The 24,305-nt window shown below is 63.5% G+C and carries 14 protein-coding genes and 1 tRNA gene; 7 read left to right on the top strand and 8 right to left on the bottom strand.

All coding sequences use genetic code 11. From position 1 onward, the window contains the following. The first annotated feature begins 17 nt into the window (after positions 1-17). The 3 genes from A4R29_RS10685 to A4R29_RS10695 all read left to right on the top strand — a co-directional run bounded on the left by A4R29_RS10685 (position 18) and on the right by A4R29_RS10695 (position 11,776). Positions 18-8,600, top strand: a complete 8,583-nt coding sequence (locus A4R29_RS10685) for a glycoside hydrolase family 94 protein (protein ID WP_063171882.1) — start codon at positions 18-20, stop codon at positions 8,598-8,600. A 510-nt stretch (positions 8,601-9,110) separates the two neighbouring features. Beyond that, a complete protein-coding gene (locus A4R29_RS10690; RefSeq protein ID WP_013532297.1) occupies positions 9,111-10,892 on the top strand; it encodes a glucan ABC transporter ATP-binding protein/ permease in 1,782 nt (593 codons plus the stop codon). Between the two features lie 107 nt (positions 10,893-10,999). After that, positions 11,000-11,776 (top strand): heme ABC transporter permease, encoded by a 777-nt coding sequence (locus A4R29_RS10695; protein ID WP_027162453.1) that lies wholly within the window; start codon positions 11,000-11,002, stop codon positions 11,774-11,776. A 21-nt stretch (positions 11,777-11,797) separates the two neighbouring features. Here the strand turns inward: A4R29_RS10695 and A4R29_RS10700 are convergent, their stop codons facing one another. Then, positions 11,798-12,856 carry a D-TA family PLP-dependent enzyme gene (locus tag A4R29_RS10700; RefSeq protein ID WP_063173644.1) on the bottom strand — a complete coding sequence of 353 codons (1,059 nt, stop codon included), beginning with the start codon at positions 12,854-12,856 and terminating at the stop codon, positions 11,798-11,800. A gap of 190 nt (positions 12,857-13,046) precedes the next feature. Here A4R29_RS10700 and A4R29_RS10705 point away from each other — a divergent pair, with 190 nt between their 5' ends. Continuing rightward, a complete protein-coding gene (locus A4R29_RS10705) occupies positions 13,047-13,733 on the top strand; it encodes a D-lyxose/D-mannose family sugar isomerase (protein ID WP_013532294.1) in 687 nt (228 codons plus the stop codon). Between the two features lie 86 nt (positions 13,734-13,819). Here the strand turns inward: A4R29_RS10705 and A4R29_RS10710 are convergent, their stop codons facing one another. Continuing rightward, positions 13,820-14,824, bottom strand: a complete 1,005-nt coding sequence (locus tag A4R29_RS10710) for a L,D-transpeptidase family protein (protein WP_013532293.1) — start codon at positions 14,822-14,824, stop codon at positions 13,820-13,822. A 290-nt stretch (positions 14,825-15,114) separates the two neighbouring features. Here A4R29_RS10710 and A4R29_RS32990 point away from each other — a divergent pair, with 290 nt between their 5' ends. Next, on the top strand, positions 15,115-15,333 hold the full coding sequence (locus A4R29_RS32990; RefSeq protein WP_082827374.1) for a hypothetical protein: 219 nt from the start codon (positions 15,115-15,117) through the stop codon (positions 15,331-15,333). A 201-nt stretch (positions 15,334-15,534) separates the two neighbouring features. On the opposite strand, the gene A4R29_RS10715 is transcribed toward A4R29_RS32990, so the two are convergent. The 5 genes from A4R29_RS10715 to A4R29_RS10735 form a co-directional block, all read right to left on the bottom strand. After that, positions 15,535-17,214: a hypothetical protein gene (locus A4R29_RS10715; protein ID WP_063171883.1), complete on the bottom strand. Its 1,680-nt coding sequence runs from the start codon at positions 17,212-17,214 to the stop codon at positions 15,535-15,537. Between the two features lie 136 nt (positions 17,215-17,350). Further along, the gene (locus A4R29_RS10720; RefSeq protein WP_013532291.1) at positions 17,351-17,983 is read right to left on the bottom strand and encodes a hypothetical protein; all 633 of its coding nucleotides are present in this window, start codon (positions 17,981-17,983) and stop codon (positions 17,351-17,353) included. Between the two features lie 264 nt (positions 17,984-18,247). Then, positions 18,248-18,604 carry a hypothetical protein gene (locus A4R29_RS10725; protein ID WP_024505762.1) on the bottom strand — a complete coding sequence of 119 codons (357 nt, stop codon included), beginning with the start codon at positions 18,602-18,604 and terminating at the stop codon, positions 18,248-18,250. A 151-nt stretch (positions 18,605-18,755) separates the two neighbouring features. Next, positions 18,756-18,829: transfer RNA gene (locus A4R29_RS10730), tRNA-Gln, on the bottom strand. 187 nt (positions 18,830-19,016) lie between these two features. Beyond that, positions 19,017-19,949, bottom strand: a complete 933-nt coding sequence (locus A4R29_RS10735) for a lysylphosphatidylglycerol synthase domain-containing protein (RefSeq protein WP_027162446.1) — start codon at positions 19,947-19,949, stop codon at positions 19,017-19,019. 399 nt (positions 19,950-20,348) lie between these two features. Here A4R29_RS10735 and A4R29_RS10740 point away from each other — a divergent pair, with 399 nt between their 5' ends. Together A4R29_RS10740 and A4R29_RS10745 are read left to right on the top strand one after the other, a co-directional pair. Then, positions 20,349-21,707, top strand: coding sequence for a Ppx/GppA phosphatase family protein (locus A4R29_RS10740; protein ID WP_063171884.1), 1,359 nt, complete (start codon positions 20,349-20,351; stop codon positions 21,705-21,707). 228 nt (positions 21,708-21,935) lie between these two features. Next, complete coding sequence (locus A4R29_RS10745; RefSeq protein ID WP_013532288.1) at positions 21,936-22,679, top strand: RlmE family RNA methyltransferase; 744 nt, start codon at positions 21,936-21,938, stop codon at positions 22,677-22,679. Between the two features lie 104 nt (positions 22,680-22,783). Here A4R29_RS10745 and A4R29_RS10750 read toward each other — a convergent pair whose 3' ends face one another. Then, complete coding sequence (locus A4R29_RS10750) at positions 22,784-24,202, bottom strand: MFS transporter (RefSeq protein WP_063171885.1); 1,419 nt, start codon at positions 24,200-24,202, stop codon at positions 22,784-22,786. Between the last annotated feature and the right edge of the window lie 103 nt (positions 24,203-24,305).

Here is a 24,305-nt window from a genome sequence, read left to right on the forward strand (position 1 = left end):
CGCTTACGGAATTTTCAATGAATATTCAGACGAATCCTGCCCAAATCGAGAAGACAAGCGCGAGCTTCCCGGCCATCACCGAAGAGCCGATCCGCTCCAATTACCTGCCCGAAGAGCGCCTTCGGCTGCTCGGTGAAAGCCTGGCGAAAGGCGACCTCACAGATCTGTTCGGGCTGACGCCCTTCGATTTTCAGGCCCGTATCCGCGACAGCGCCAAGAAGATTTTGGAAGTCTACCGGTCGACCAATGCGGCGCAGGCGAGGGGCGAGACGATCACGCCGGCGGCACAATGGCTGCTCGACAACAATTACCTGGTCGAAGAGACCATTTTCCAGGTCAAGCGCGACCTGCCGCGCCGCTTCTATCGCCAGTTGCCGACCCTGAAGCTGCCTGACGGCGGCAGCGTGCCGCGCGCGCTGGCGCTGGCCTGGACCTATGTCGCACATTCGGACAGTTCCGTTTCGGCGACGATGTTCAAGTCCATCGTCCAGGGTTTTCAGTCGGTCGAGCCGCTGAAGATCGGCGAACTCTGGGCGCTGCCTTCGCTGTTGCGCTTCGTGCTGATCGAAAATCTGCGCCGGCTGGCGGTCAGGGTCAACCGAACCCGTCAGATGCGCCAGATCGCCAACGATGTGGCCGACAAGGTCCTGGCCACCGACGACAGCGCGGACCGGCAGTCGATCCTGTCCAATTTCAGCGCACACGCACAGGACACCACCTTCGCCACCCAGCTGCTCTATCGCCTGCGCGATGGCTCGCAGAATGCCGGCAAGGCTCTGGAATGGCTGGAAGGCGAGCTCGAAAAGACCGGCTCCGATGCCGAGGAAATCATCATTTCCGAACATCACACGCTGTCCAGCGGCAATGTGACGACGGGCAACATCATTCGCGGCCTGCGCCTCATCAACGACGTCGATTGGACCGTGTGGTTCGAAGGCGTCAGCCGCATCGACACCGTGCTGCGCGAGCGCACCGATTTCGCCGCGCTCGACTTCTTCTCGCGCGACCAGTACCGGACCGCGATCGAGGAATTGGCGCGCCGCTCGAACCTTTCGGAATATCGCGTCGCCGAGAAGGCCATCGAGCTGGCCGGCCACGCCGCCAGCGATGGCGACGGCGACGTCGTTTTAACCGGGTCCGCCCACACCGATGTCGGCTTCTTTCTCGTCGGCCCACGCCGGCTCGAGCTGGAGAAGGCGATCGGCTATCGACCCACCATCAGCCAGACAGTCAAGCGTGCCTTCCGCAAGACCGGCTGGCTCGGCATCGTCGTACCGGTGTTTGCGCTGACGGCGCTGCTTCTCGTCCTCTCAGGCAATGCGCTTGCCAATCTCGGCCTGTCGGTGCCTTCGATCGTCCTGATGCTGGCGCTGTTTGCCGTGCCGGCCAGCGAGGGCGCGCTCGCCTTCTTCAACACGGTCGTTTCGCTGTTCCTGAAACCGACGCGCCTCGTCGGCTACGATTACCGGCACGGCGTGCCGCCAGAGGCGCGCACGCTGGTGGTGGTGCCGTCGCTGATCGGCTCGCGCGACGATGTCGAGGAAAACATCCGCAATATCGAGGTGCATCATCTCGCCAACACGGCCGATGAAATCCATTTCGCGCTGCTGTCGGACTGGCCGGACTCGAAGACCGAGATCGATGCTGCCGACACCGAAATCCTCGAATTCGCGCGTGCCGAGATCGCTCGTCTCAACGCACGCTATCCCTCCGAAGGCGCGCCGCGCTTCTATATCCTGCACCGGCGCCGGCTCTTCAATGCGGCGCAAGGGTCGTGGATGGGCTGGGAGCGCAAGCGCGGCAAGCTGCATGAACTCGATCTTCTGCTGCGCGGCGACAGCGACACCACGTTCCTGCCGCTCGACGTGCCGCTGCCGGAGAACGTCGTCCACGTGATGACGCTCGATGCCGACACGCGCACCACCCGTGACGCGGTCGCCACCCTCGTAGGCAAGCTCTGCCACCCGCTCAACCGGCCGCATTTCGATGCCAGCAAGCGCGTCGTCACCGCCGGCTACGCGATCCTGCAGCCGCGCATCACCGCGTCGCTGACATCAGGCGATGATGCGTCGTTCTTCCAGCGGGTGTTCTCGGCCAATCGCGGCCTCGACCCTTATGTCTTTGCCGTGTCCGATCTCTATCAGGACGTTTTCGGCGACGGGTCCTTCACCGGCAAGGGCCTCTATCACGTCGACGCCTTCGAGGCCGCCCTGCAGGGCCGCATCGAGGAAAACACCATCCTCAGCCACGATCTGCTGGAAGGCGCGCTGGCGCGCTCGGCGCTGGTCACCGACGTCGAACTGGTCGAGGACTATCCGACCCGCTACTCGGTCGACGCCTCGCGCCACCATCGCTGGGCGCGCGGCGACTGGCAGTTGCTCGGCTTCATGCTCGATCCGCGCTCCGGCGTGCCGGCGCTGTCGCGCTGGAAGATGATCGACAATCTGCGCCGCTCGCTGACGCCGATCTTCTGGGTGATGGCGGCGATTGCCGGCTGGACGCTGCTGCCCTTCACGCAGGCCGCGCAATGGCAGGCCCTGCTGATCCTCAGCCTGTTCATGGCGCCGACATTCGACATCGTCAACGCCATCCTGCCCAAGAGCGGCGACCAGACGCCACGCGGCCATTTCTCGGCCCTGGCACGCGACGTCGCCTTCGGCACCGCCATGGTGGCGCTGAAGATCGTGCTGATGGCGCACAACGCCTGGATGATGGGCGATGCCATCGTGCGCACGCTCTACCGGTTGTTCGTCAGCCGCCAGAACCTTTTGGAATGGCGCACCGCCTCGCAGGCGCACAAGGCGGGCGACAACGATGTCGGTTCCTATTACGGCATGATGTATGGCGCCGTGATCATCGGCTTCGTCGGCCTTGCCATTCCGGTGCTGGCCGATTCGACCGGCGCTTTCGTTGCCTTCTTCTTTGCCCTGTTCTGGATTGGCTCGCCCGCCATCGCCAGCTGGATCAGCCGTTCGGCTGAAACCGAGGATCGCTTGCGCATATCGCAGGCCGATATCCATACTTTGCGCACGGTGGCGCGGCGCACATGGCACTATTTCGAAAGCTTCGTGACGGCAGAGCATCACCATCTGCCGCCCGACAATTTCCAGGAAAGCCCGGCGCCGGTGGTGGCGCCTCGTACTTCGCCGACCAATATCGGCGTCTACCTGCTGTCCGTCGTTTCCGCCCGCGACTTCGGCTGGATCAGCCTGTCCGACGCCATCACCCGCATCGACGCCACCATGGCCACGATCGAGGGCATGCCGCGTGAGCGCGGTCACCTCTTCAACTGGTACGACACCACGACGCTGAAGCCGCTTTATCCGCTCTACATCTCGGCTGTCGACAGCGGCAATCTCGCCGGCCATCTGGTGGCGGTGGCGGCGGCCTGCGCCGAATGGGCCGAGGCGCCCTCCGTGCACCTCCAGGGCGATTTCGAAGGCATTCTCGACACGGTCACCATCCTCAGCGAAAGCCTCGATGATCTGCCCGACGACCGCCGTCAGCTGCGCCCGCTGCGCCAGCGCCTCGCCGACCGTCTCGACGGCATGCGGCGCGCTGTCGACACCATCAAGGCGCAGCCCGAAATGGCGTCGATCCGCACCATCAACCTGGCCGTGCTGGCCGGCGAGATCCGAAAATTGGCCACCGCCATCCATACCGAGGCGGTGTCGCCCCAAAGCGACGTCATCGTCGACTGGGCGGCAAGGCTGGAAGCCACCTGCGAAGCGCACGTCCATGACGCGCACAGCGACGACAATGCCGTCGAGGCGCTGCGTGCCAAGCTGCTCACCTTACGCGAGCGCACCCGCCGCTATGCCTTCGAGATGGATTTCTCCTTCCTGATGCGGCCGGAGCGCAAGCTGCTGTCGATCGGCTACCGGGTCGAGGAACACCAGCTCGACGAAAGCTGCTACGACCTTCTGGCTTCCGAAGCACGGCTGACCAGCCTGTTCGCCATCGCCAAGGGCGATCTGCCGACCGAGCACTGGTTCAGGCTTGGCCGGCCGATCGTCGAAATCGGTTTCCAGGGCGCGCTGATGTCCTGGTCCGGTTCGATGTTCGAATATCTGATGCCGCCGCTGGTCATGAAGGAGCCGCAGGGCTCGATCCTCAACCAGACCAGCAAGCTGATCATCAAGCGCCAGATCCAGTATGGCCGCCAGAAGAACGTGCCGTGGGGCATTTCGGAGGCCGCCTACAATGCCCGCGACCGCGAACTGACCTACCAATATACCAATTTCGGCGTTCCAGGCCTCGGGCTGAAGCGCGGTCTTGGCCAGAACACGGTGATCGCGCCTTACGCCACCATACTGGCGGCCCAGTTCAATCCGCGTGAAGCCGTGCTGAATCTCGCCCGATTGCGGGAGATCGGGGCGCTCGGCCGCCACGGCTACTACGATGCCGTCGACTTCACGCCACAGCGCGTGCCGGAAGGCACGGACCATGTCGTCGTCCAGAATTATATGGCCCACCATTCGGGCATGTCGATCGCGGCGGTTGCCGACGCCATCTTCGAAGGTCGCATGCGCGACCGCTTCCACAGCGATCCGGTCATCGAATCGGCCGAACTCTTGCTGCAGGAGAGGGCGCCGCGCGACATCCCGACAGCGACCGTCAGGACCGAGGCCGACGAACGCTCCAAGGACGAGACCGAAGTCGACAGCCCCGACACCCGCATCGTGCTCAATCCGCTGCAGTCGCTGCGGTCGACCAACGTCATGTCGAACGGCCGCTATTCGGTGATGGTCAGCGCGACCGGCTCGGGCTACAGCCGCTGGGGCGATCTCTCCGTCACCCGCTGGCAGCCGGATCCGACCGAGGACCGGCTCGGCTCCTACATCTTCCTGCGTGACGCCGGCACCGGCGACTGGTGGTCGGCTACAGCCGAACCGAAGCGAGCCGCCGAGGAAAAGGCGCAGACCTTGTTCTCCGACGACAAGGCGAGCTTCGTCAAATCGGTGGGCACGTTGCGCTCCGAGGTCGAATGCATCGTCATCTCGGAAGGCAATGGCGAGGGCCGTCGGGTCACGCTCTACAATGACGGTCCGTCCGACCGTCACATCGAAGTGACCTCCTTTGCCGAGCTGGTGCTCGGCCTGGAGGCGTCCGACAACGCGCATCCGGCCTTCTCGAAGATGTTCGTGGAAACCGAAATCTCTGCGAACAACGCGGCGATCTTCGCCACGCGGCGCAAGCGCGAGACCAGCGAGCCCGATATCGCCATGGTGCATTTCGTCACCGATCCGTCCGGATCGGCGCGCGACGCCGAGGCCGAGACCGACAGGCGCGCCTTCATCGGCCGTGGCCGCACCATCGTCGACGCAGCCGCTTTCGACCCGGGCGCCAGGCTGGGCGGCCACTCAGGCTTTACGCTCGATCCCGTCGCCTCGCTGCGCCGCCAGGTGCGCGTGCCGGCCAACAAGAAGATATCGCTGACCTTCTGGACAGTCGTCGGCGCCGGCCGTGCCGAACTGGACGAAGCCATCGCCCGCCTCGACCATCCGGAGAGCTTTGCCCGCCAGGCCATGCTTGCCTGGACCCGCAGCCAGGTGCAGACCCGCCATATGGGCCTCAGCCTGACCGATGCCGCCAATGTGCAGAAGCTGGCGCGCTATCTGATCTATCCGGATCCGTTCCTGCGTCTTCCCGCCGAATCCATCGCCTCGGGGCTGGGCAAGCAGTCGAGCCTGTGGCCGACAAGCATTTCCGGCGATTTCCCGATCTTCCTGGTCAGGATCGGCGATGTCGCCGATCTCGAAATCGTCGCCCAGGCGCTGCGGTTCCAGGAATATATGCGCACCCGCGGCATGATGATCGACTTCGTCGTCGTCAACGAGCAGGCGTCCTCCTATGTCCAGGACCTGCAGCGGGCGGTCGAGACGCTGTGCGAAAACAGCCGTCTGCGCGGCAAGGAGCTCGGGCCGCGCCAGCACATTTTCGCGGTGCGCCGCGATCTTATGGACGAGACCACCTACAAGACGCTGCTCGCCGTCGCCCGCGTCGTCCTGCACACGCGCAACGGCACCATCTTCGACCAGATCGAGCGCGCCGAGGCGGCGGCCCTGCAGGCGCGGGATGCTCTGGCAACGTTGCCGATTCCGCGTGAATTGCCGTCGCCGACACCCACGACGCATACTCCTGCCTCGCAGGCGGTGGCCAATGTCAGCGCCGATGGCAGCGGACTCAGCCAATGGAACGGCTTTGGCGGTTTCGACGGCGACGGACGGCACTATGTCGTGCGCCTGGCCGGGCGGCGCACGACGCCGCAGCCGTGGATCAACGTCGTCTCCAACGCCTCGTTCGGGTTCCACACCTCCGCCGAGGGCGCAGCCTTCACCTGGAGCCGAAACAGCCGCGACTACCAATTGACGCCGTGGTCGAATGATCCGGTCTCGAACCGCCCGGGCGAGGGCCTCTATATCTACGATCAGGCCAGCGGCAAGGCATTCTCGCCGCTCGCCGCCATGGTGCGCGATCCCTCGATGACCTACGAGGCCTGGCACGGCCAGGGTTTCTCGACCTTCCGCTCGAAGCGCGGACCGTTGTCGATGGACCTTACCCATGTCGTCGATCCGGTCGATTCCCTGAAGATCTCGCGGCTGCGCATCCAGAATTCCGGCTCGGTGCCGGCGCGGCTGCGTGTCTATGCCTATGCCGAATGGGTGCTCGGCGGGCATCGGTCGCGCACTGCGGCAACCATCGTCCCGTCGCGGGACGCGGCAACCGGTGCGCTGCTGGCACAAAACCCCTATGGGCTGGATTTCGGCGAGCGTGTGGCCTTCCTGGCGGCCGACGGCGGCGTCCATTCGGTGACCACAGACCGATCGGAGTTCCTGGGCCGGCATGGTTCCAGCGAGCTACCGCAGGCGGTGCTGAGTGGTGCGGCGCTGTCTGGCCGTGTCGAGGCCGGCGACGATCCGTGCGCGGCGATTGCCCGCGACGTCGAGATCCCGGCAGGCGGCGACGTGACGCTGCTCTGGCTGCTCGGCGACGCCGAGTCGGTCGAGGAGGCGAGCGCGCTGGTGCAGGAGCATCGGGCCAAGGACTTCGACCAGCGATTGGCCGACAATGAGCGCGAATGGCGCGGCTTCCTCGACACCATCCAGGTCGAGACGCCCGACAAGGCGCTCGACGCCATGGTCAACCACTGGCTTCCCTATCAAAGCCTGGCCTGCCGCATCCGCGCCCGCTCGGCCTTCTATCAGGCCAGCGGCGCCTTCGGCTTCCGCGACCAGTTGCAGGATACGCTGGCGCTGCTGGTGCATGACCCACAGTTGGCGCGCGACCAGATCCTCAACGCGGCGCGGCGGCAGTTCCCCGAAGGCGACGTGCAGCACTGGTGGCTGCCGCGCACGGGTGCTGGCGTACGCACGTTGATCTCCGACGACGTGGTCTGGCTTGCCCACGCTACGGCGCGCTATTTGCTGGTCACTGGCGATGCCTCCATCCTCAAGGAGCAATTGGCCTTCATCGATGGACAGCCGCTGGGCGAGGGCGAGCACGATGCCTTCTTCACCCCGGAAATCTCGAAGAAGACAGCGACGCTCTACGACCATTGCGCGCGTGCGCTCGATCTCGCCATCAAGCGCAGCAGCCCCGCGGGCCTGCCGCTGATCCTCGGCGGCGACTGGAACGACGGCATGAACCGCGTCGGCGAGCACGGCAGGGGCGAGAGCGTCTGGCTCGGCTGGTTCCTGCTGAAGACGCTAGGCGATTTCGCCCCCGTCGCCAAGACCGAGGGTGATGCCAAGCGAGCACAGGCCTGGGCAAAGCATGCCGATGTTCTGAAGCGGGCGCTTGAGAGCACCGCATGGGACGGCGAATGGTACCGGCGCGGCAGTTTCGACGACGGCACGCCTTTGGGGTCTCGCAACTCGCAGGAGTGCAAGATCGACTCGATCGCCCAGTCCTGGAGTGTGCTTTCGGGAGAGGGCGACCCGGCACGGTCGACCACCGCCATGGAGCAAGCAACGAAGCTGCTCGTCGACGACAAGCTGAAGATCGTCAAGCTGTTCACGCCGCCATTCTCGAAGACGGAAAAGGACCCCGGTTACATCAAGAGCTATCCGCCTGGCGTGCGCGAGAATGGCGGCCAGTACACCCACGCCGCCACATGGTTCGTCATCGCGCTTGCAGAGATGGGGCAGGTCGACGAGGCCTATCGTTGTTTCTCGATGCTGAACCCCGTCAACCACGCGACCGACGAGGCCACGGCCGAGCACTATCGAGTGGAGCCCTATGTCGTGGCGGCCGACATCTATGCCGGGGACGACAATGCCGGCAACGGCAAGGGCGGCCGTGGCGGCTGGACCTGGTACACCGGCTCTGCCGGCTGGCTCTACAGGGCTGCGGTCGAAGGCATTCTGGGCATCGAACGGCGCGGCAAGCGTGTCCAGTTCAAGCCGAAGCTGCCAAGCCACTGGGATGGGTACTCGGCAAATCTCAAAATGCTGGGGGCGGAACTCAAGGTTCGCGTCATCCGCGACAACAAGGCCAAGGCCGTGTCGCTGGAGGTGAATGGGGCAAAGACCAAGGCTTCGGCAGTCGAGCTGAAGGACGGCGAAGTTGCCGAGGTGGTCATCAGGATCCCGGCCTGAGGCCTGTTGCCCAAAAAGCATGCGCTCGGAGCGGGGGTCCGGGCCGCGACTTTTGTCACCACGGCGGATGAGAGGCCCCATCCCGCCTGGCGTTGCCGTCTGCCGTTGACGGGCATCTCGCCGAGAAGTCTATGAAATCAAAGGCTTGAGGCGTCCCATAGGAGTAGCCGCGAGCGGTGAGGGTTTGGCCACCCTTCGCCTGGAAGGGCATCCTGCAGCTTTGTTTTGCTTTATACTTCGCGAAAGGCGATTTCGGCCTCAGTCATCCGCCCGACATTGTTGCTGATTAAAATTATGGCAGCACGTGCCAACTGCCATGATTTCGCCGCATGCCTGACATTTTACCTGTCTTCTCAAACCGTTAGGTGATCACGGCAGATTTCGGAACGTCGCCATCTTTTGTTCGCTCTAAGGGAACTGAAGGGGTACACGGCCATTGTTTTGCGACGTATCAACCGGTACGAATAAAATGATGCAGTGCACAATAAACAGCGTGGCGGAGTAACTGGGGTGACCCTTCTGCAAATCTACTGGCGAGCTCTCGGTTATCTGGCCGCGGACAGGAAACGCGTTGCGTTGATCTGTTCGGCCAACGTGGCTCTCGCCATCGTAGCGCTTCTCGAGCCGATTATGTTCGGTCGCGTCATCGGCGCCATCTCCGAGCGTGGCTCTGTCTTCACCACGCTGGTCATGTGGGCCGGTCTCGGCGCCTTCAACATCGTTGCCTTCGTCATGGTGGCGCGCGGCGCTGACCGTTTCGCCCATGCTCGACGCAGCGAAGTGCTTTGCGAGTCGTTCGAGCGCGTGATCACCATGCCGCTCGCCTGGCACCATCAGCACGGCACCTCCAATGCGCTGCACACGATGCTGCGCGCCGTCGAAACCCTGTTCAGCCTTTGGCTCGAATTCATGCGCCAGCATCTGTCCACGGCTGTCGCCCTCGTGCTGCTGGTCCCGACCGCGATCAGCATGGACCTGCGCATGTCGCTGGTGCTGCTTGGCCTCGGGCTGCTCTATGTCGGCATCGGCCGGATGGTCATGCGCCGCACCAAGGCGGGCCAGGCCGCGGTCGAGCGCCACTACCACAAGGTGTTCGCGCATGTGACCGACTCGGTCAGCAACGTTGCGGTGCTGCAGAGCTACAATCGCCTCGGTCACGAGGCCGATACGCTGCGCCGCTACGTCAAGAACCTACTCGACGCGCAGAACCCTGTGCTCGACTGGTGGGCGCTGGCCAATGCCTTGCACCGTCTGTCATCGGCAATCTCGATGCTGATCGTGTTGTCGATCGGCTCCTATCTCGTGACTCATGGTCAGTTGGGTGTCGGCGACGTCATTGCCTTCACCGGTTTTGCCACGATGCTGATCGCTCGCCTCGACCAGATGTCGGCTTTCGCCAACCAGATTTCCGAGGCCCGTGCCAAGCTCGAGGATTTCTACCATCTCGAGGACTCCGCGGCTGATTCCGCCGAGCCGGACGGCTTGCGCGATCTTTCCAACGTCACCGGCCATGTGCGCTTCGAGAATGTCGGCTTTGAATTCGCCAATTCCGGCCAAGGCATCGACGACGTGTCCTTCGAGGTGCAGGCGGGCCAGACCGTCGCCATCGTGGGCCCGACGGGTGCCGGCAAGACCACGCTCATCAACCTGCTGCAGCGTGTCTTCTCGCCGTCCCATGGCCGTATCCTGATCGACGGCATCGACACCCGCACCGTGACCCGCAAGTCGGTGCGCCATTCGATCGCCACGGTGTTCCAGGATGCCGGCCTGCTCAACCGCTCGATCGAGGACAACATCCGTGTTGGCCGCGCCGATGCAAGCAATGACGAGATCCATGCCGCTGCCAATGCGGCTGCCGCACAGGACTTCATCCTGTCCAAGAGCAATGGCTACGACACGGTGGTTGGCGAACGTGGCGGCCAGCTGTCGGGCGGCGAACGTCAGCGCATCGCCATTGCCCGTGCCGTGCTGAAGGACGCACCGATCCTGGTGCTCGACGAGGCGACCAGCGCGCTCGACGTCGAGACCGAGGACCGCGTCAAGGAAGCGATCGACGAACTGCGCCGCGACCGCACCACCTTCATCATCGCCCACCGCCTGACCACCGTTCGCGACGCCGATCTGGTCGTGTTCATGGACAAGGGCAGGGTGGTCGAGATGGGCGGCTTCACCGAGCTGTCGCTGCGCAATGGCCGCTTTGCCAGCCTGCTGCGCGCTGGCGGCCTGCTCAACGACGAGGAGGTCCGCCGCCTCAGCCGCACCGTGCTGCAACAGCAGGAAGCGGCCGCCTGATCAGGCACGTCTCTGCCTTCTCCCACAGGGGAGAAGGCAAAGCGCTGCAGCCCTGCGACACCACCGCTCGATTGCCCCGAACGCCGCGGCGGTTTATGTAGAACCGCATGAGCGACACGACTTCACGCCTGACAAGCTGGATGGATCTCGCCAACCCGACGCGCTTCGTCGGGCTGGCGGACAAGGTCGTGCCATGGCTGGCCACGATCGCCGCACTGATCCTCGCAGTCGGGCTCTATATGAGCTTTGCCGCGCCTGAGGATTTCCAGCAAGGCATCACCGTCCGCATCATGTACATCCACGTGCCTTTCGCCTGGCTGGCCATGATGTGCTACACGCTGATGGCGGTCTCGGCGCTCGGCACGCTCGTCTGGCGGCATCCGCTGGCCGATGTCGCGCTGAAATCAGCCGCACCCATCGGTGCGGTCTTCACCGCGCTGGCGCTGATCACCGGTTCGATCTGGGGCAAGCCGATGTGGGGCACCTGGTGGGTCTGGGATGCGCGGCTGACCTCGGTCTTCGTGCTGTTCCTGATGTATCTCGGCATCATCGCGCTGACCCGTGCGCTCGACGATGCCAGCCGCGCCGCCTGGGCCGCCGCCATCATCACGCTGGTCGGCTTCATCAACATCCCGATCATCAAGTTCTCGGTCGACTGGTGGAACACGCTGCATCAGCCGGCCTCGGTGTTCCGCATGGGCGGCTCCACCATCGACCCCAGCCTGCTGTGGCCGCTGCTGGTCATGGCGCTCGGCTTCACCGTGCTGTTCTTCGCGCTGCACCTGATGGCGATGCGCACCGAAATCCGCCGTCGCCGGGTGATTGCCATGCGCAGGGTCGCGGCACGGCAGGCGGAGCGCTCTCCCCCTTCTCCCCTTGTGTGAGAAGGCAAGACGCTTCTTAGTTCACCCCATCCTTCCGCGCGCCGCCACCGGCAGCGTTTCCAGCACTTTGTCGCCGTCGACCAGGTTGACCTCGTTGAACAAGTTTGTGACGACGCAGCAATGGTCGGGCACGACACGCACGCGCTCGCCGATGCGCAATTTGCCGTCACCCGAAAGCGTGACGGTGCCGTGCTCCTCGCTCAGGCCCGTCACCCGCGCTCCCGGCACGCCGGGCAACTCGCCGAAATCGGCGAGACCCAGCGTGTCGCTGGACAGCGCCTTGCTGCCGGCATCGAGGATAGCGCGCGTCGCGGTGGGATGGCTGACCACCGTCGACAGCACCGTCAGCGCGCAATCGTCGAGCGTGCCGACGCCTTTGGCGACTTGATAGCGGTCGAGATAGATGTAGGTGCCTGGACGATACTCCGTGACAACAGATGTATCGCTGGAGCGCCACATATCCGGCGTGCCGCCGCTGGAGATGCGTTCGCAGGCGAGGCCCGATGCGGCCAGCGCCTGCTTGGCGTCGGCGAGCCAGGCTTCGGCCTCCGCTGCCTTCCCGGCGGCCGGGTAGGTCATCAGTCCTCCGAAGGCGAGGCCACCGGCTCTGTCGATCTGTCTTGCCAGCGCAACCGCTTCATCGGCCGACTGCACGCCGCAGCGTCCCATGCCGGTGTCGCATTCGACCAGCACCGGCAGGCGATGACCGGCATCGGTGAAGGTGGCTGCCAGCCCTTCGAGCGTCTCCATGCTGTCCGCTGTCACCGACAGGGTGACGCGCCCGTGCAGCGCCAGAAGCCGCTCCAGCTTGGCGCGCCCAAGGATGTTGTAGGGAAGAAAAATATCGGTCAGCCCGGCATCGGCCATCACCTCGGCCTCGCCGATCTTCTGGCAGGTGATGCCGACGGCGCCGGCCGCCACCTGCTTCTTCGCCCAATAGGGCAATTTGTGCGTCTTGATATGCGGCCTGAGCTTCAGCCCGTTCTTGTCGGCATGCGCCTGGGCGCGGGCAATGTTGGCTTCGGCGCGCGTCGCGTCGATGAGAATCGACGGCGTATCGAGGTCGTGGACGGTCGGCATCATCTTTCACCCCATGAGGAATCCGCGGGTTTTATGGCCCTGAAAATCCGCGATGTCACGCGGCCAGCGAAGCGGATCTGTGGTCCATGCGCCTAAGCGCAAGGCCGGGCAGGCGGCGAGATGGATCGACACCGCATCGACGTTCGGCTATGCGATTTGCCAGACAAATCGATACGAAGGGATCATGATCATGAAGCGCTCCGCCATCAACGACATCATCCGCGAAGCCGACGCTTTCATCCGCTCGTTCGGCTACATCATGCCGCCCTTCGCCTATTGGTCGCCGCAGGAGGCGAAGGCGCGCCAGGTCGACTCGTCGGCGGTGTTCACCTCGCGGCTCGGCTGGGACATCACCGATTACGGTCAGGAGAAATTCAGGGAACTCGGCCTGTTCCTGTTCACCGTTCGCAACGGCCGCTACGAGGACATGAAGAAGGGCATGGGCATGCTCTATGCCGAGAAGATCATGATCTCGCGCAAGGACCAGCTGTCGCCGATGCATCGCCACAACATCAAGGCCGAGGACATCATCAACCGTGGCGGCGGCAAGCTGGTGCTGGAACTGTTTATGCATGACCGCGACGGCGGCATCGATCCCAAGGCCGAGGTTTCGGTGCCTGTCGACGGAACCATCCACAGGCTGCCTGCGGGCGGGCTCCTGAAGCTCGACCCGGGCCAGAGCGTCACGCTGCTGCCCGGCGTCTGGCATGCCTTTTGGGCCGAGGGCAAGGATGTGCTGATCGGCGAGGTCTCGACCGTCAACGACGATCTCACCGACAATGTGTTTCGCGAACCGATCGGCCGTTTTTCCAACATCGACGAAGACGTTGCCCCGATCCATCTGCTGGTGTCCGACTACGAGAAGTGGCTGGGGTAAGGGGCCGCTCCACGCCCTCGGCGACGCCAGTCACACGACCGTGTGACTAGTCACACGGTCGAAAGTGGGTAGGCCGTAGCGCCTACCTACTGCGATCCTTGTTCGACCGATCCTGCCGCTTCGTCCTTGAAGACGACCTTTGTGCCTTTTTGCACTTCGGAGGCGAGGTCTTCGGCATCCCAGTTGGTCAGCCTGATGCAACCATGCGAGAAGGTCTTTCCGATCTTGCCTGGGTCCGGAGTCCCGTGAATGCCGTAGCTATCGATGGACAAGTCGATCCAGACCGATCCCACCGGATTGTTTGGCCCGGCAGCGATCGTGAAGGGGCGCTTGCTCCTCACTCCCTTGAAGGCAAACTCGGGATCGTAATGATAAGTTGGGTGGTGCACCACGCGTTTGACCTCCGCCTGGCCACTCGGCGCGGGCTTCTCCTGACTTCCGATCGAGGCGGGGTACGTCGCAAGCACTTTGCCGGAAGGGTCAAGCACCCGAACCTGGCGAGCGCTCTTGTCGACCTCGACGCTCGCGATGTCTTGCGGCGGATCACCTCGGGTGACAGCTGGCACGAGCAGCTTTTGCCCCGCCTTCCTGAAGCCGATGCCGGGATTGAGCCGTTCAAGCAGTTGCTCGCTGATGTGGAAGCGCTCCGCCATCTTTTCCAGGGCATTGTGGTAGGCCAGCCTGGGCAGGCGGGCCATCCTCTCCATGCGCGCCGGAATTCGCCTGGTGAACGGCCCATGCACATCCTTGCGTGTCAAATCGTAGGTCTCAATCGCGGGGCGCGAGGAGGTCGCGACCAGCTTGTCCCATGTCTCGCGGGTGAGCTTGCCGTCGGCAGGCAATCCGTTGGCCGCTTGGAACGCACTGACTGCCCGGGTGAAGTTCTCCGCCTGGCGGCCATCGATCAGGCCTGGCGAGAAGCGTGCACGATCCAGGAGGATTTGCGCCTTCAGCACGGTCGCACTGACGCCTTTCGCTTCGCTGCCGTCAAATTGGGCGTTGTTGACGGCGGCCGCGTCCAGTTTTGCCGCCGCCGTTGCATCGCATGCGATGACGAGCATGGCGACCGCGACAAGAACGAGCCTGATCATGGAGGTCACACTCCCGTATGGGCACCTGCTTCTATGACGTCGCACGGCCGATCTGGTTCCATTTCCTGCAGTTGCGTCCGACTGCCGAGTGCTGTGCGCGCAGTGAACCCGGACCAGGAGCACCCGGCGGTGGCGCGGGTGCATTGTTGATAAGGGGCCGCCATCATCAAGATGAATGGCGACTCCCGTCAGCGCATGTGTTGGCTTCAGAACCGCAGAGACCGGAGCGACAACGGGCCAACGCCCGATTGAGTCCGTCTCCACAGGCTCGGTGACCGAGGAGAGCCAGGATGCAATTTCCTGCCCAGAAGAACAAAGGACCGGCTCAATCAGCCGAGGATGAGCGCCAGGCACGGCTTGAGAAAACAGCCAGGCTCAAGCAGCTTCGCTCCTATGCTTCCTGGCTTTCGTCTGACCCAAACGCCCAACTTCACGATGAGATAGACTGCTCCGTGCTGATCGAAGGCGTGGGACGACGCAGCATGGAGCCTTGGCTGATCGGCAGGTGACATACCCGGGCGGCGAGGTTTCCACCGCCAACGACGATCTGGTCGACAATTGTTTGGCTAAAGCAGTTCACCGTTTCACGGAAACGGCGACCCGCTCTAACTCCTTGTTTTGACGCAATTCCGGACGGAAAACCGTTTCACACTTTTCCTGGAATTGCTCTAGCCGATCGGCCGCAACAGTGGCGACAGGCAGACTTCGCGTCAGTGACAGCAGCCTTGCTGCGCGCTCGTCCTGCACAGGCAGGACGAGGTGATCGGTACGTCCGCCTTGGCCAGCGCCGCTGCAAGGCTTGTCTGCAATGTCGGCAATTCATCGGTCTCGCCGCGCCGTTTCAGGCATTCCACAAGCCCGTGCAATGCCCAGACATTGTTCGGATGCTGGGCACAGCGCTGCACCGTGCCGCTCAGGCCCAGATCGTCGCGATAGACCTGTTCTGCTTCCTGCGCGTGACCCTGGTCGAGAAGCAGCGCCGCCAGCGCATGGCGCGGCGGGTGCATCCAGGCCCACGGCTCGGTGTAGGACAGATTGTCGTCAAGCTCGACCGCCTGCCGCAAATGGCCATACGCCTCCTCATGCCGGCCCTGGTGGTACGCCAGCTCGCCGTCGAGCAGGGCGGCACCGACAGCCAGCGAAGCTTGCGCCGGGTTGCTGAGGAAGCGCCGCTCGGGCGCAATGCCTTTCAGATGCCGATGGAACTCTTCGCGCTCACGTTCAGCCTCAGCGAAATGCTTGAGCGTCGCATGCGCCACACCCTTGGCGTAGCGCTGCATGGCCGCCGTCAGCACATAGAGGCCCGGCTCCTCGGTGATCGGTTCGTCGATGATCTCCTGCCAGCGGCCGAAGCGCACCTGCACATGCGATTTCATCGCATGGTAGCCTTCCACCGTCTGCGTGAGCTTGGGCCGGCCGGGGATGGCGACCACGTCGCGCCCGACCAAGCTGCGCACCCTGTCGGCTGCCCACAGTGCAGGCTGGTACTGGCCCAGGAACATGCAGGTGAACATCATCAGATGCAGATCGTGGCAGCAGCCGAGCAAATAATAGGTCGGCTCGTCGGCATAGGCGAGATAGAGGTCATTGGCGCGCACCGCCTTTTCGCTGGCGCGCTTTGCCTTTTCATACTCGCCGCACAGCACATAGATGTGCCCCGGCATGTGGTTCATGTGCCCGGCATCGGGGCACATCTCGCCGAGCAGATCCGCTGACCGCATGCCGCGCTCCGGCATCGTGGACATTTCCAGGAGATGGATGTGCAGGTGGACGATCGCCGGATGTTGTGCTGCGCCGGCCTCATCGGCAAGCCGGATCGACCGCTCGCAGACGTCGAGCGCCTCGACGACATCGGAATTCGGCGCCGGCGCGCCGGTCTTGAGGTTCCACAGCCGCCGCACCGTGCGCATCATCAGCGCTTCGACCAGCAGTGCCATCACATCATGGTCGTCGGGAAAGTCCCTGTACACAAGCCGCATCGCGGCGGCATAGGCGTCATCCCACCGTTCGAATTCGTCCGGGCTCACCCGGTGTGGCTTCTGAAAGCGGGCGGCCAGCGCCTCGATCAGCCGCTTCTCGATCTTACTGGCGGCAGCCGCATTGGCCCGCGCCAGCTGGACATGCTCGAAGCAGCGCTTGGTCGCGCTGTCGGCCTCGGCCTCGCCATGTTCCTTCCAGGTCAGATTGTAGAAAGGTCCAGCGGCATAGGCGATGCCCCAGTGAACCATCGCGCAGTGAGGATCCGTCTCCAGCGCCTTCTCAAAACACTTGATGCCTTCCTCATGGTTGAAGCCGTAGCACCAGTTAAGGCCAATATCGAACCAACGCTGGGTTTCTGTCGAGCGAGTGGAGATGGGGCGGCGGTAGGTGCCGAGGTCGAAGCGGTCCATGTCGTCTCATTTCAATTCTGATTGCCAGCGAGCCAGCTCTGGTCAGACTCCTTCGCCATCAATGTGTGCCGAAACTGGCAGGCATGGCAAACGCAACGAGTGCCATCGCTGCTTGCATTGGAGACTATCGCCGCCCTTAGCCGGTCTCTTCGGGCACCGTTTCGTTTTGCCAGCCGGCTAGCTCAGGCAGGTCGTCAAGCCAGCTTTTCTCCGTCATCAAGGCATCGCCGGCCTGCGGAGCAGCCTCGGTGGCGTTTTGGATGAGCCAGTCCATCCACTTCCGATAAGCAGCCGGGGTCAACTCGGGCGGCAGCACCTTGGCCTTGGCCAGCATGCGTTTGCGGAAACTCACCTGCCTGCGGAGTTTCGTCGTCGTGAATTTGATGGTCTTGCCTTGGTATTCGACCGTCCAGCGCCCGTCGCCGTGGCTGGTGAGCCTGTCGATGGCGAAGCCGACGTCCACCGGCCTATCCCGCCACGGAAGCTCGACCGCATTCTTCCTCAGATCGAGTGCCCATCGCCTGTAGTCGGTCCCGGCACGCTGGGGCGGCAGCATCCCAGCCTGTTCGAGCATCTTCCTGCGGAAGGTCGGCTGCTTCTTGAGCTGGCCTGTCGTCAGCTCGATGCGATGCCCGCGGATTTCGACATGCCAGCGGATCCTGCCATTGCCGAAATACTTGACCAGCCTGTCGATGACGAATTCGTCGTCGGAGAGCGTCACGCAGCCTTGGCTGATGCGTTCGAGAATGAATCGGCTGTCACTGACCATTACGCGTTTGCTCCATGCTCCTCGATGTAGCAGAGGCCGGGTGCCGGGAGTGGAGCGCGACCGGAATCGGCCTCGGCTTCATCGAAGGAAATCACGCAGCCGAGGCGGCCTACAGGAAGGCAGGGTAAGTGACGACACGGCGCGCGATGCGGCGAACGCCGGAATAAATATGCCGGCTCGTCGGATCGACTGGTGTTGCTGGCGGTGTCTTGAATTTCACGCTTGGCGCGTTCGACGGGGTCGCTGGTACAGCACTCCACTCGCTTAATCTGGTGCCATCTGGCAATTGGGGCCAATCCATTTATTTGCCGAAGTATCGAGTTCATTGTCCATGTCGGAGGCGCTGCATACAGGATACCGGTCATCACCGCGCCGAGCCATACTTAAGGACTTATACCGGCGAAGGAGTGCATCGTGATCTTGGGGCTGTTGGCCTTGTCGCTGCGACGAAAGCTTCATCATGCAATTGGCAAAAGCATCCGTGCCTTGTTTAAAACCAAAGCCGGTACACTGCGCCTTGTCTTCCGCAGTCTGGGTTTGACTGGCATTCCCCTTGTCTGTCGTGCAGCCAACCAAGAAAGTAACGAACATCAGAAATCCGATGAAGACCAAAGCGCGCATTCCGTTCTTCCTTCGATAATTTCGATCCTTTGACGATCCTATAAATGTCACCCCGCCGCAACCCACCATAGCTGGGATCCCGTCAGGTGGTCGCCAGGGAGCATTTCACGATGATGAGCGTTGGTGATTGTTTTGATCGAGAGAAGAGGAGTGGCTGGGGAACCTGGATTCGAACCAGGACTAACGGAGTCAGAGTCCGTGGGTCTACCGTTAACCTATTCCCCAGCAGGCACGATCTTGAATATCACGATAAACGTGAAAACCGTGCGGGCCGAGCGGGCAAGCCGCTGTGAGCGCTGCCTTGTAGCCGCCAGCGGAAAATAGTCAAGCCTGCTCTGTGCTTCAATGGCACGTTTCGACAGGACGCCACACTTCAGATGCCGGCGCGCGGCGCCTAGTCCAATTCCAGCCTTCAAGGCTCCGTCCGGCTGAACTGCGAGCGTTCGAAGAACAGCACGATGCCCAGGCCCAGAATCAGCGGGACGATCAGATAGAACAGCCGGAACACCAGCAGCGCCGCCAGCACGCCGACCGGATCCATGTCCGACAGGCCGGCGAGGAACACCACCTCGAACACGCCGAGTCCGCCCGGCGCATGCGAGATCTGCGCGATCGAGAAGGAGACGAGGAAGACGCCCAGTATGACGAAGTAGCCGGGATTGTGGGCTGCGGGCAGGGCGAAGAAGATGATCGCGGCGGCGGCCAGCAGTTCGATCGGGCCGATCAGCAACTGCCGGGCGACGATCGGCAGCGCCGGATAATGCAGCTGAAAGCTGGCGATCTTCAGCGGGCGCAGATGCAGCCAGCTGCCGAAGACATAGGCGGCGACGAGCAGCAGCATCGCGATACCGGCCGCTTCGGACAGGCCATGATGGGCGATGCCGGAAAATCGGTCGAGTATCTCAGGCTCGAACACCAGAACGAGGCCTGAGGCCAAAATCGTCGACAGCACGAAGGTGATCCAGCAGACCGCCACCAGCACGCCGACATCCTGTCCGGTCAGGCCCCTGGTACCGTAGGCGCGGTAGCGGATGACGGCGCCCGAGAACACCGAACCGCCAATGTTGTGCGACAGCGCATAGGTGGTGAAGGAGCACAGCGTGACGAACAGCCACGACACGCGCTTGCCGATATGCAGAAGCGCGATGTGATCGTAGCCGGCAAGCGAGGCATAGGCGATGATCGAACTCAGCGCGGCAAGGACCCAGCCGCGGGTCGGAATGGCAGCGATGCCGTCCCAGACATCGTCGAGCGAAATGCCGCGCAGTTCGTGCCAGAGCAGCAGCAGCGAGAAGATCACCGCGGCGATGCCGACGACCGGCCAGAAATAGCGTCTCCAGTTCATTGCCTGACTGCCATGCGTTGCGGGGTCCGCTTCCTTTCGTGGCTGGTGGGAGGCCGGCTGCGCCGGATTCTTCCGCTCATTTCAGAAATGCCTCATCGAAGCCGGCTATTCAACCGCGAACCCTTGTCGCAGCGGCGGCCGGCAAGATTTGTCCGTGGGGCGCCCGAAAGAGATGCCGGCAGGCGTTGCGCCGGCAACTGCGGCGCGCGGATTCATCACGCGGCCGCGCCGGAACGGCGGTCAGCGGCCGCGCCGGAACGGCGGTCAGCGGCCTGCCGGTAAAATTCGGCATGCGGCTCTTGGTGATCGGGCACGGCGCTGTTAGTCTGGCGACAACTTAAAACACTGAAGCGCCTGCTGCGTCTATCATAGGTTCGCGCGGCGCCGGAAGGAACGACAGTGGAAGACCACGATACCGGCGCCGGCGCGCCGGAGGTGGGCGTGTCCAGCGCTTCCCAGCGGTCGGCTGACCCGGGGAACGCAAGCTGGCAGCAACGCCGCCCGACGGAGCTCCGCTCGGCAGACGGGCAGGCGGGCGACGCACCCCACAAAGGCAAGCCCAAGAAGCGGCGCAAGCGAAGGCGCGGGCGCAAGGTTTTTGCGCGCGACGAAGCGCGTCCCGCGGAGAATCGATCGCCGGCGCCAGGCAAAACCGGTGCCCCGGCGGCGGAGGCCCACAGACCGGCGGAAGCGGTGGTCTCGCCCGCCGCTCTTGTGCCGCGGCCGGAACAAGGCGCCCGTCGACCGCCGGTCCATGAGCTTCCGGTGTTTGCGGCGCTTGACCTCGGCACCAACAATTGCCGGCTGTTGGTCGCCGTGCCGACGCGGCATGGCCAGTTCCGCGTCATCGACGCCTTTTCGCGCATCGTCCGGCTGGGCGAGGGGCTCACCGCCAATGGCCGGCTCGGCCAGCCGGCGATGGACCGCGCGGTCGAGGCGCTGAAAATCTGCGGCGACAAATTGCGCAACCGCAAGATCAGAAAAGCCCGGCTGATCGCCACCGAGGCCTGCCGCACGGCCGAAAACGGCGTCGAATTCATCGACCGCGTCGAACGCGAGGCCGGCCTGAAGCTCGAGATCATCGACCGCCAGACCGAGGCGCGGCTGGCGGTGTCCGGCTGCGGCTCGCTGGTCGAGCGCGACACCCAAGGCGTCGTGCTGTTCGATATTGGCGGCGGTTCGTCGGAAATCGCGCTCATCGATCTCGCCGGCCGCCGTTCGCCGAGGTTGGCCAATCATATCGTGTCGTGGACGTCGCTGCCGGTCGGCGTCGTCTCGCTGGCCGAGCGCTTTGGCGGCCGCACGGTGACGCGCGAGATCTTCGCCGCCATGGTCGATGACGTTGCCGGCCGGCTGGCCAGCTTCGACGGTCGCGATCGGCTGAGCCATCTCAAGGCCAGCCCGAATTTCCATCTGCTGGGCACGTCCGGAACGGTGACGACGCTGGCCGGTGTCCACCTTGAACTCGAGCGCTACGATCGCCGCCGTGTCGACGGGCTGTGGATGGACCGCGACAGCGTCGACCGCATGGTCGAAAGACTGGTTGGCTGGGATTTCCAGCAGCGCTGCGCCAACCCTTGCATCGGTGCCGATCGCGCCGATCTGGTACTGGCCGGCTGTGCTATCCTCGAAGCGATCCGCGCCGTATGGCCGTCCGAGCGGCTGCGCGTCGCCGATCGTGGCCTGCGGGAAGGTATTTTGAGCGAACTGATGGCCGATGATGGCGTCTGGCGCAACGATGGGCGTGGCAGAGCGTGAACAGTCGACCCCCACTCCGTCGAGCTACGCTCGACACCTCTCCCCCGATCGACGGGGAGAGGAAAGGCGTGAACTTATGCAGGCTGGCTCCCTTCCTCTCCCTCCGGAGGGGGGAGAGGTGGCTCGGCGAAGCCGAGACGGAGTGGGGGAAGCCGTTCACGAAACGCGCAGACGTCGAAAAATGAACACAACTCGACGAGCGAGAAAACCCGGACCAGAAATCAGGCAATGACCAAGAAACCGGAAAAACCAGGATCCGCCAGCATTCGCGTGCTGAAGACGCGGATCAAGAAGAAGAGCGGGCTGAAGGAATCGTCGCGCCGCTGGCTGCAGCGCCACATCAACGATCCCTATGTCCAGCGCTCCAAGGCCGACGGCTATCGCTCACGCGCGGCCTATAAGCTGATCGAGATCGACGACAAGCATCATCTGTTGAAACCCGGCATGAAGGTGATCGATCTCGGTGCCGCCCCCGGCGGCTGGTGCCAGGTCGCCGCCGCGCGGACGAAATCGACGGCCGACAAGCCGCATGTCATCGGCATCGATTATCTCGAAATGGACGCCGTGCCCGGCGCACCGGTGCTGCTGATGGATTTCCTCGATCCGCAGGCGCCGCAGAAGCTGGCCGAGGCGCTGGGTGGGGATCCCGATATCGTGTTGTCCGACATGGCGGCACCGACCACCGGCCACAAGCGGACCGACCATATCCGCACCATGCATCTGTGCGAGGTGGCGGCCGATTTCGCGCTCTCCGTCCTGAAACCGGGCGGGCATTTCCTCGCCAAGACCTTCCAGGGCGGCGCCGAAAACGAACTGCTCTCCATGCTCAAGAAGAACTTCCGCTCGGTCCATCACGTCAAGCCGCCGGCGTCGCGGGATGAATCGGTCGAGCTTTATCTCTTGGCCAAGGATTTCAAAGGGCGAGATCTTCCTTCTCCCCTGGGAGAAGGTGTCGCCGAAGGCGACGGATGAGCTCCAGGGAGCGCCAACGTTTCACTCCGCTGGAACACCCCTCATCCGTCTCGGCGCTTTCGCGCCGATCCACCTTCTCCCACAGGGGAGAAGGCAAGAGGGAACTACTTCCCCGCCGTGCTCGTTTCCAGCGTCTTGGGTGTGGTCAGGCGGCCGTGGCCGGAGATGGCGTTGCCGGCATCGGGCGCCAGCCGCATGAACGACAGCGACGCGGCGGCCGAAATCGCCGCGACGACGAAAAACGCGGTGTGGAAATCCGCCAGCGTCAGTGATCGGTCGTGCAGGCTTGTGGACACTTCCAGGATTCCGCCGGCCAGCGCCACGCCGAGCGCGACCGACAACTGCTGGAACACCGCCGTGATCGGTGTCGCCTTGCTGGTGTCTTCAGCCGAAACCTCGGCATAGGCGAGCGCATTGACGCCGGTGAAGAACATCGAGCGGATGAAGCCGCCGACGAGCAGCATGGCCAGCATCAAGAGATAGGGTGTGTCGGGTGTGAACAGGCCGTTGATGGCGATCGAGGCGGCGGCGACCAGAGAACCGACAACCAGGACGCGGCGGAAGCCGGCGACGCGGAAGATCAGCGCGGTGACAAACTTCATCCCGATGGCGCCGATCGCCGAGACGAAGGTGATCATGCCGGACTGGAACGGCGTCAGCCCAAAACCGATCTGGAACATCAGCGGCAGCAGGAACGGCACCGCGCCGATGCCGATGCGAAACAGCGATCCGCCGAGCACCGAAGAACGGAACACCTGGTTGCGGAACAGTTCGAGCGCCAGCAGCGGATTTTTGGCGCGCCGCGCGTGCAGCAGATAGAGCGCCCCCGACACCAGGCCGACCGTCACGGTGATGGCGCCGATTATTGGCGGCAGATACGGCAGGCTGACCACCGACAGGCCGAACACCACACCGGACGCCGCCAGCCCGCTCAGCACGAAACCGATGAAATCGAGCGGTGGCGTCTCGATCGAATCGGTCTTCGGCAGGAAACGCGTCGCCAGCCAGATGCCGATCAGACCGATCGGCACATTGATCAGGAAGATCCAGTGCCAGGTGAAATAGGTGGTGATGAAGCCGCCGACCGGCGGGCCGACCAACGGCCCGACCAGTGCAGGCACGGTCAGCCAGGACATCGCCGCGACCAGTTCGCTCTTCGGTGTCGCGCGCACCAGCACCAGCCGCCCGACCGGTGTCATCATGGCGCCGCCAATGCCTTGCAGGAAGCGCGAGACCACGAAAGCCGGCAGCGAACCGGACAGCGCACAGGCGATCGAGCCGACGATGAAGACAGCGATCGCGGCGCGAAAGATGTTCTTGGCGCCGAAACGATCGGCCATCCAGCCGCTGATCGGAATGAAGATCGCCAGCGAGACCAGATAGGCGGTCAGCGCCAGCTTGAGCGCGATCGGGCTGGTGTGGATGTCGATGGCGATCGCCGGCAGCGATGTCGCAATGACGGTCGAATCCATGTTTTCCATGAAAAGGGCGACCGCCAGGATGAGCGGAATGGTGCGGTTCAAGGAACGCGTCCAGACTTGAATGTTGCGTTGCCGGTTGCATGTCGGCCTTGAGGCGGGCGGTTATCATGCCTTCGCCGGGATGTCGCATTAATTTGCTGTCACT

The sequence above is a fragment of the Mesorhizobium ciceri biovar biserrulae genome (assembly GCF_001618845.1).
Taxonomy (GTDB): domain Bacteria; phylum Pseudomonadota; class Alphaproteobacteria; order Rhizobiales; family Rhizobiaceae; genus Mesorhizobium; species Mesorhizobium ciceri.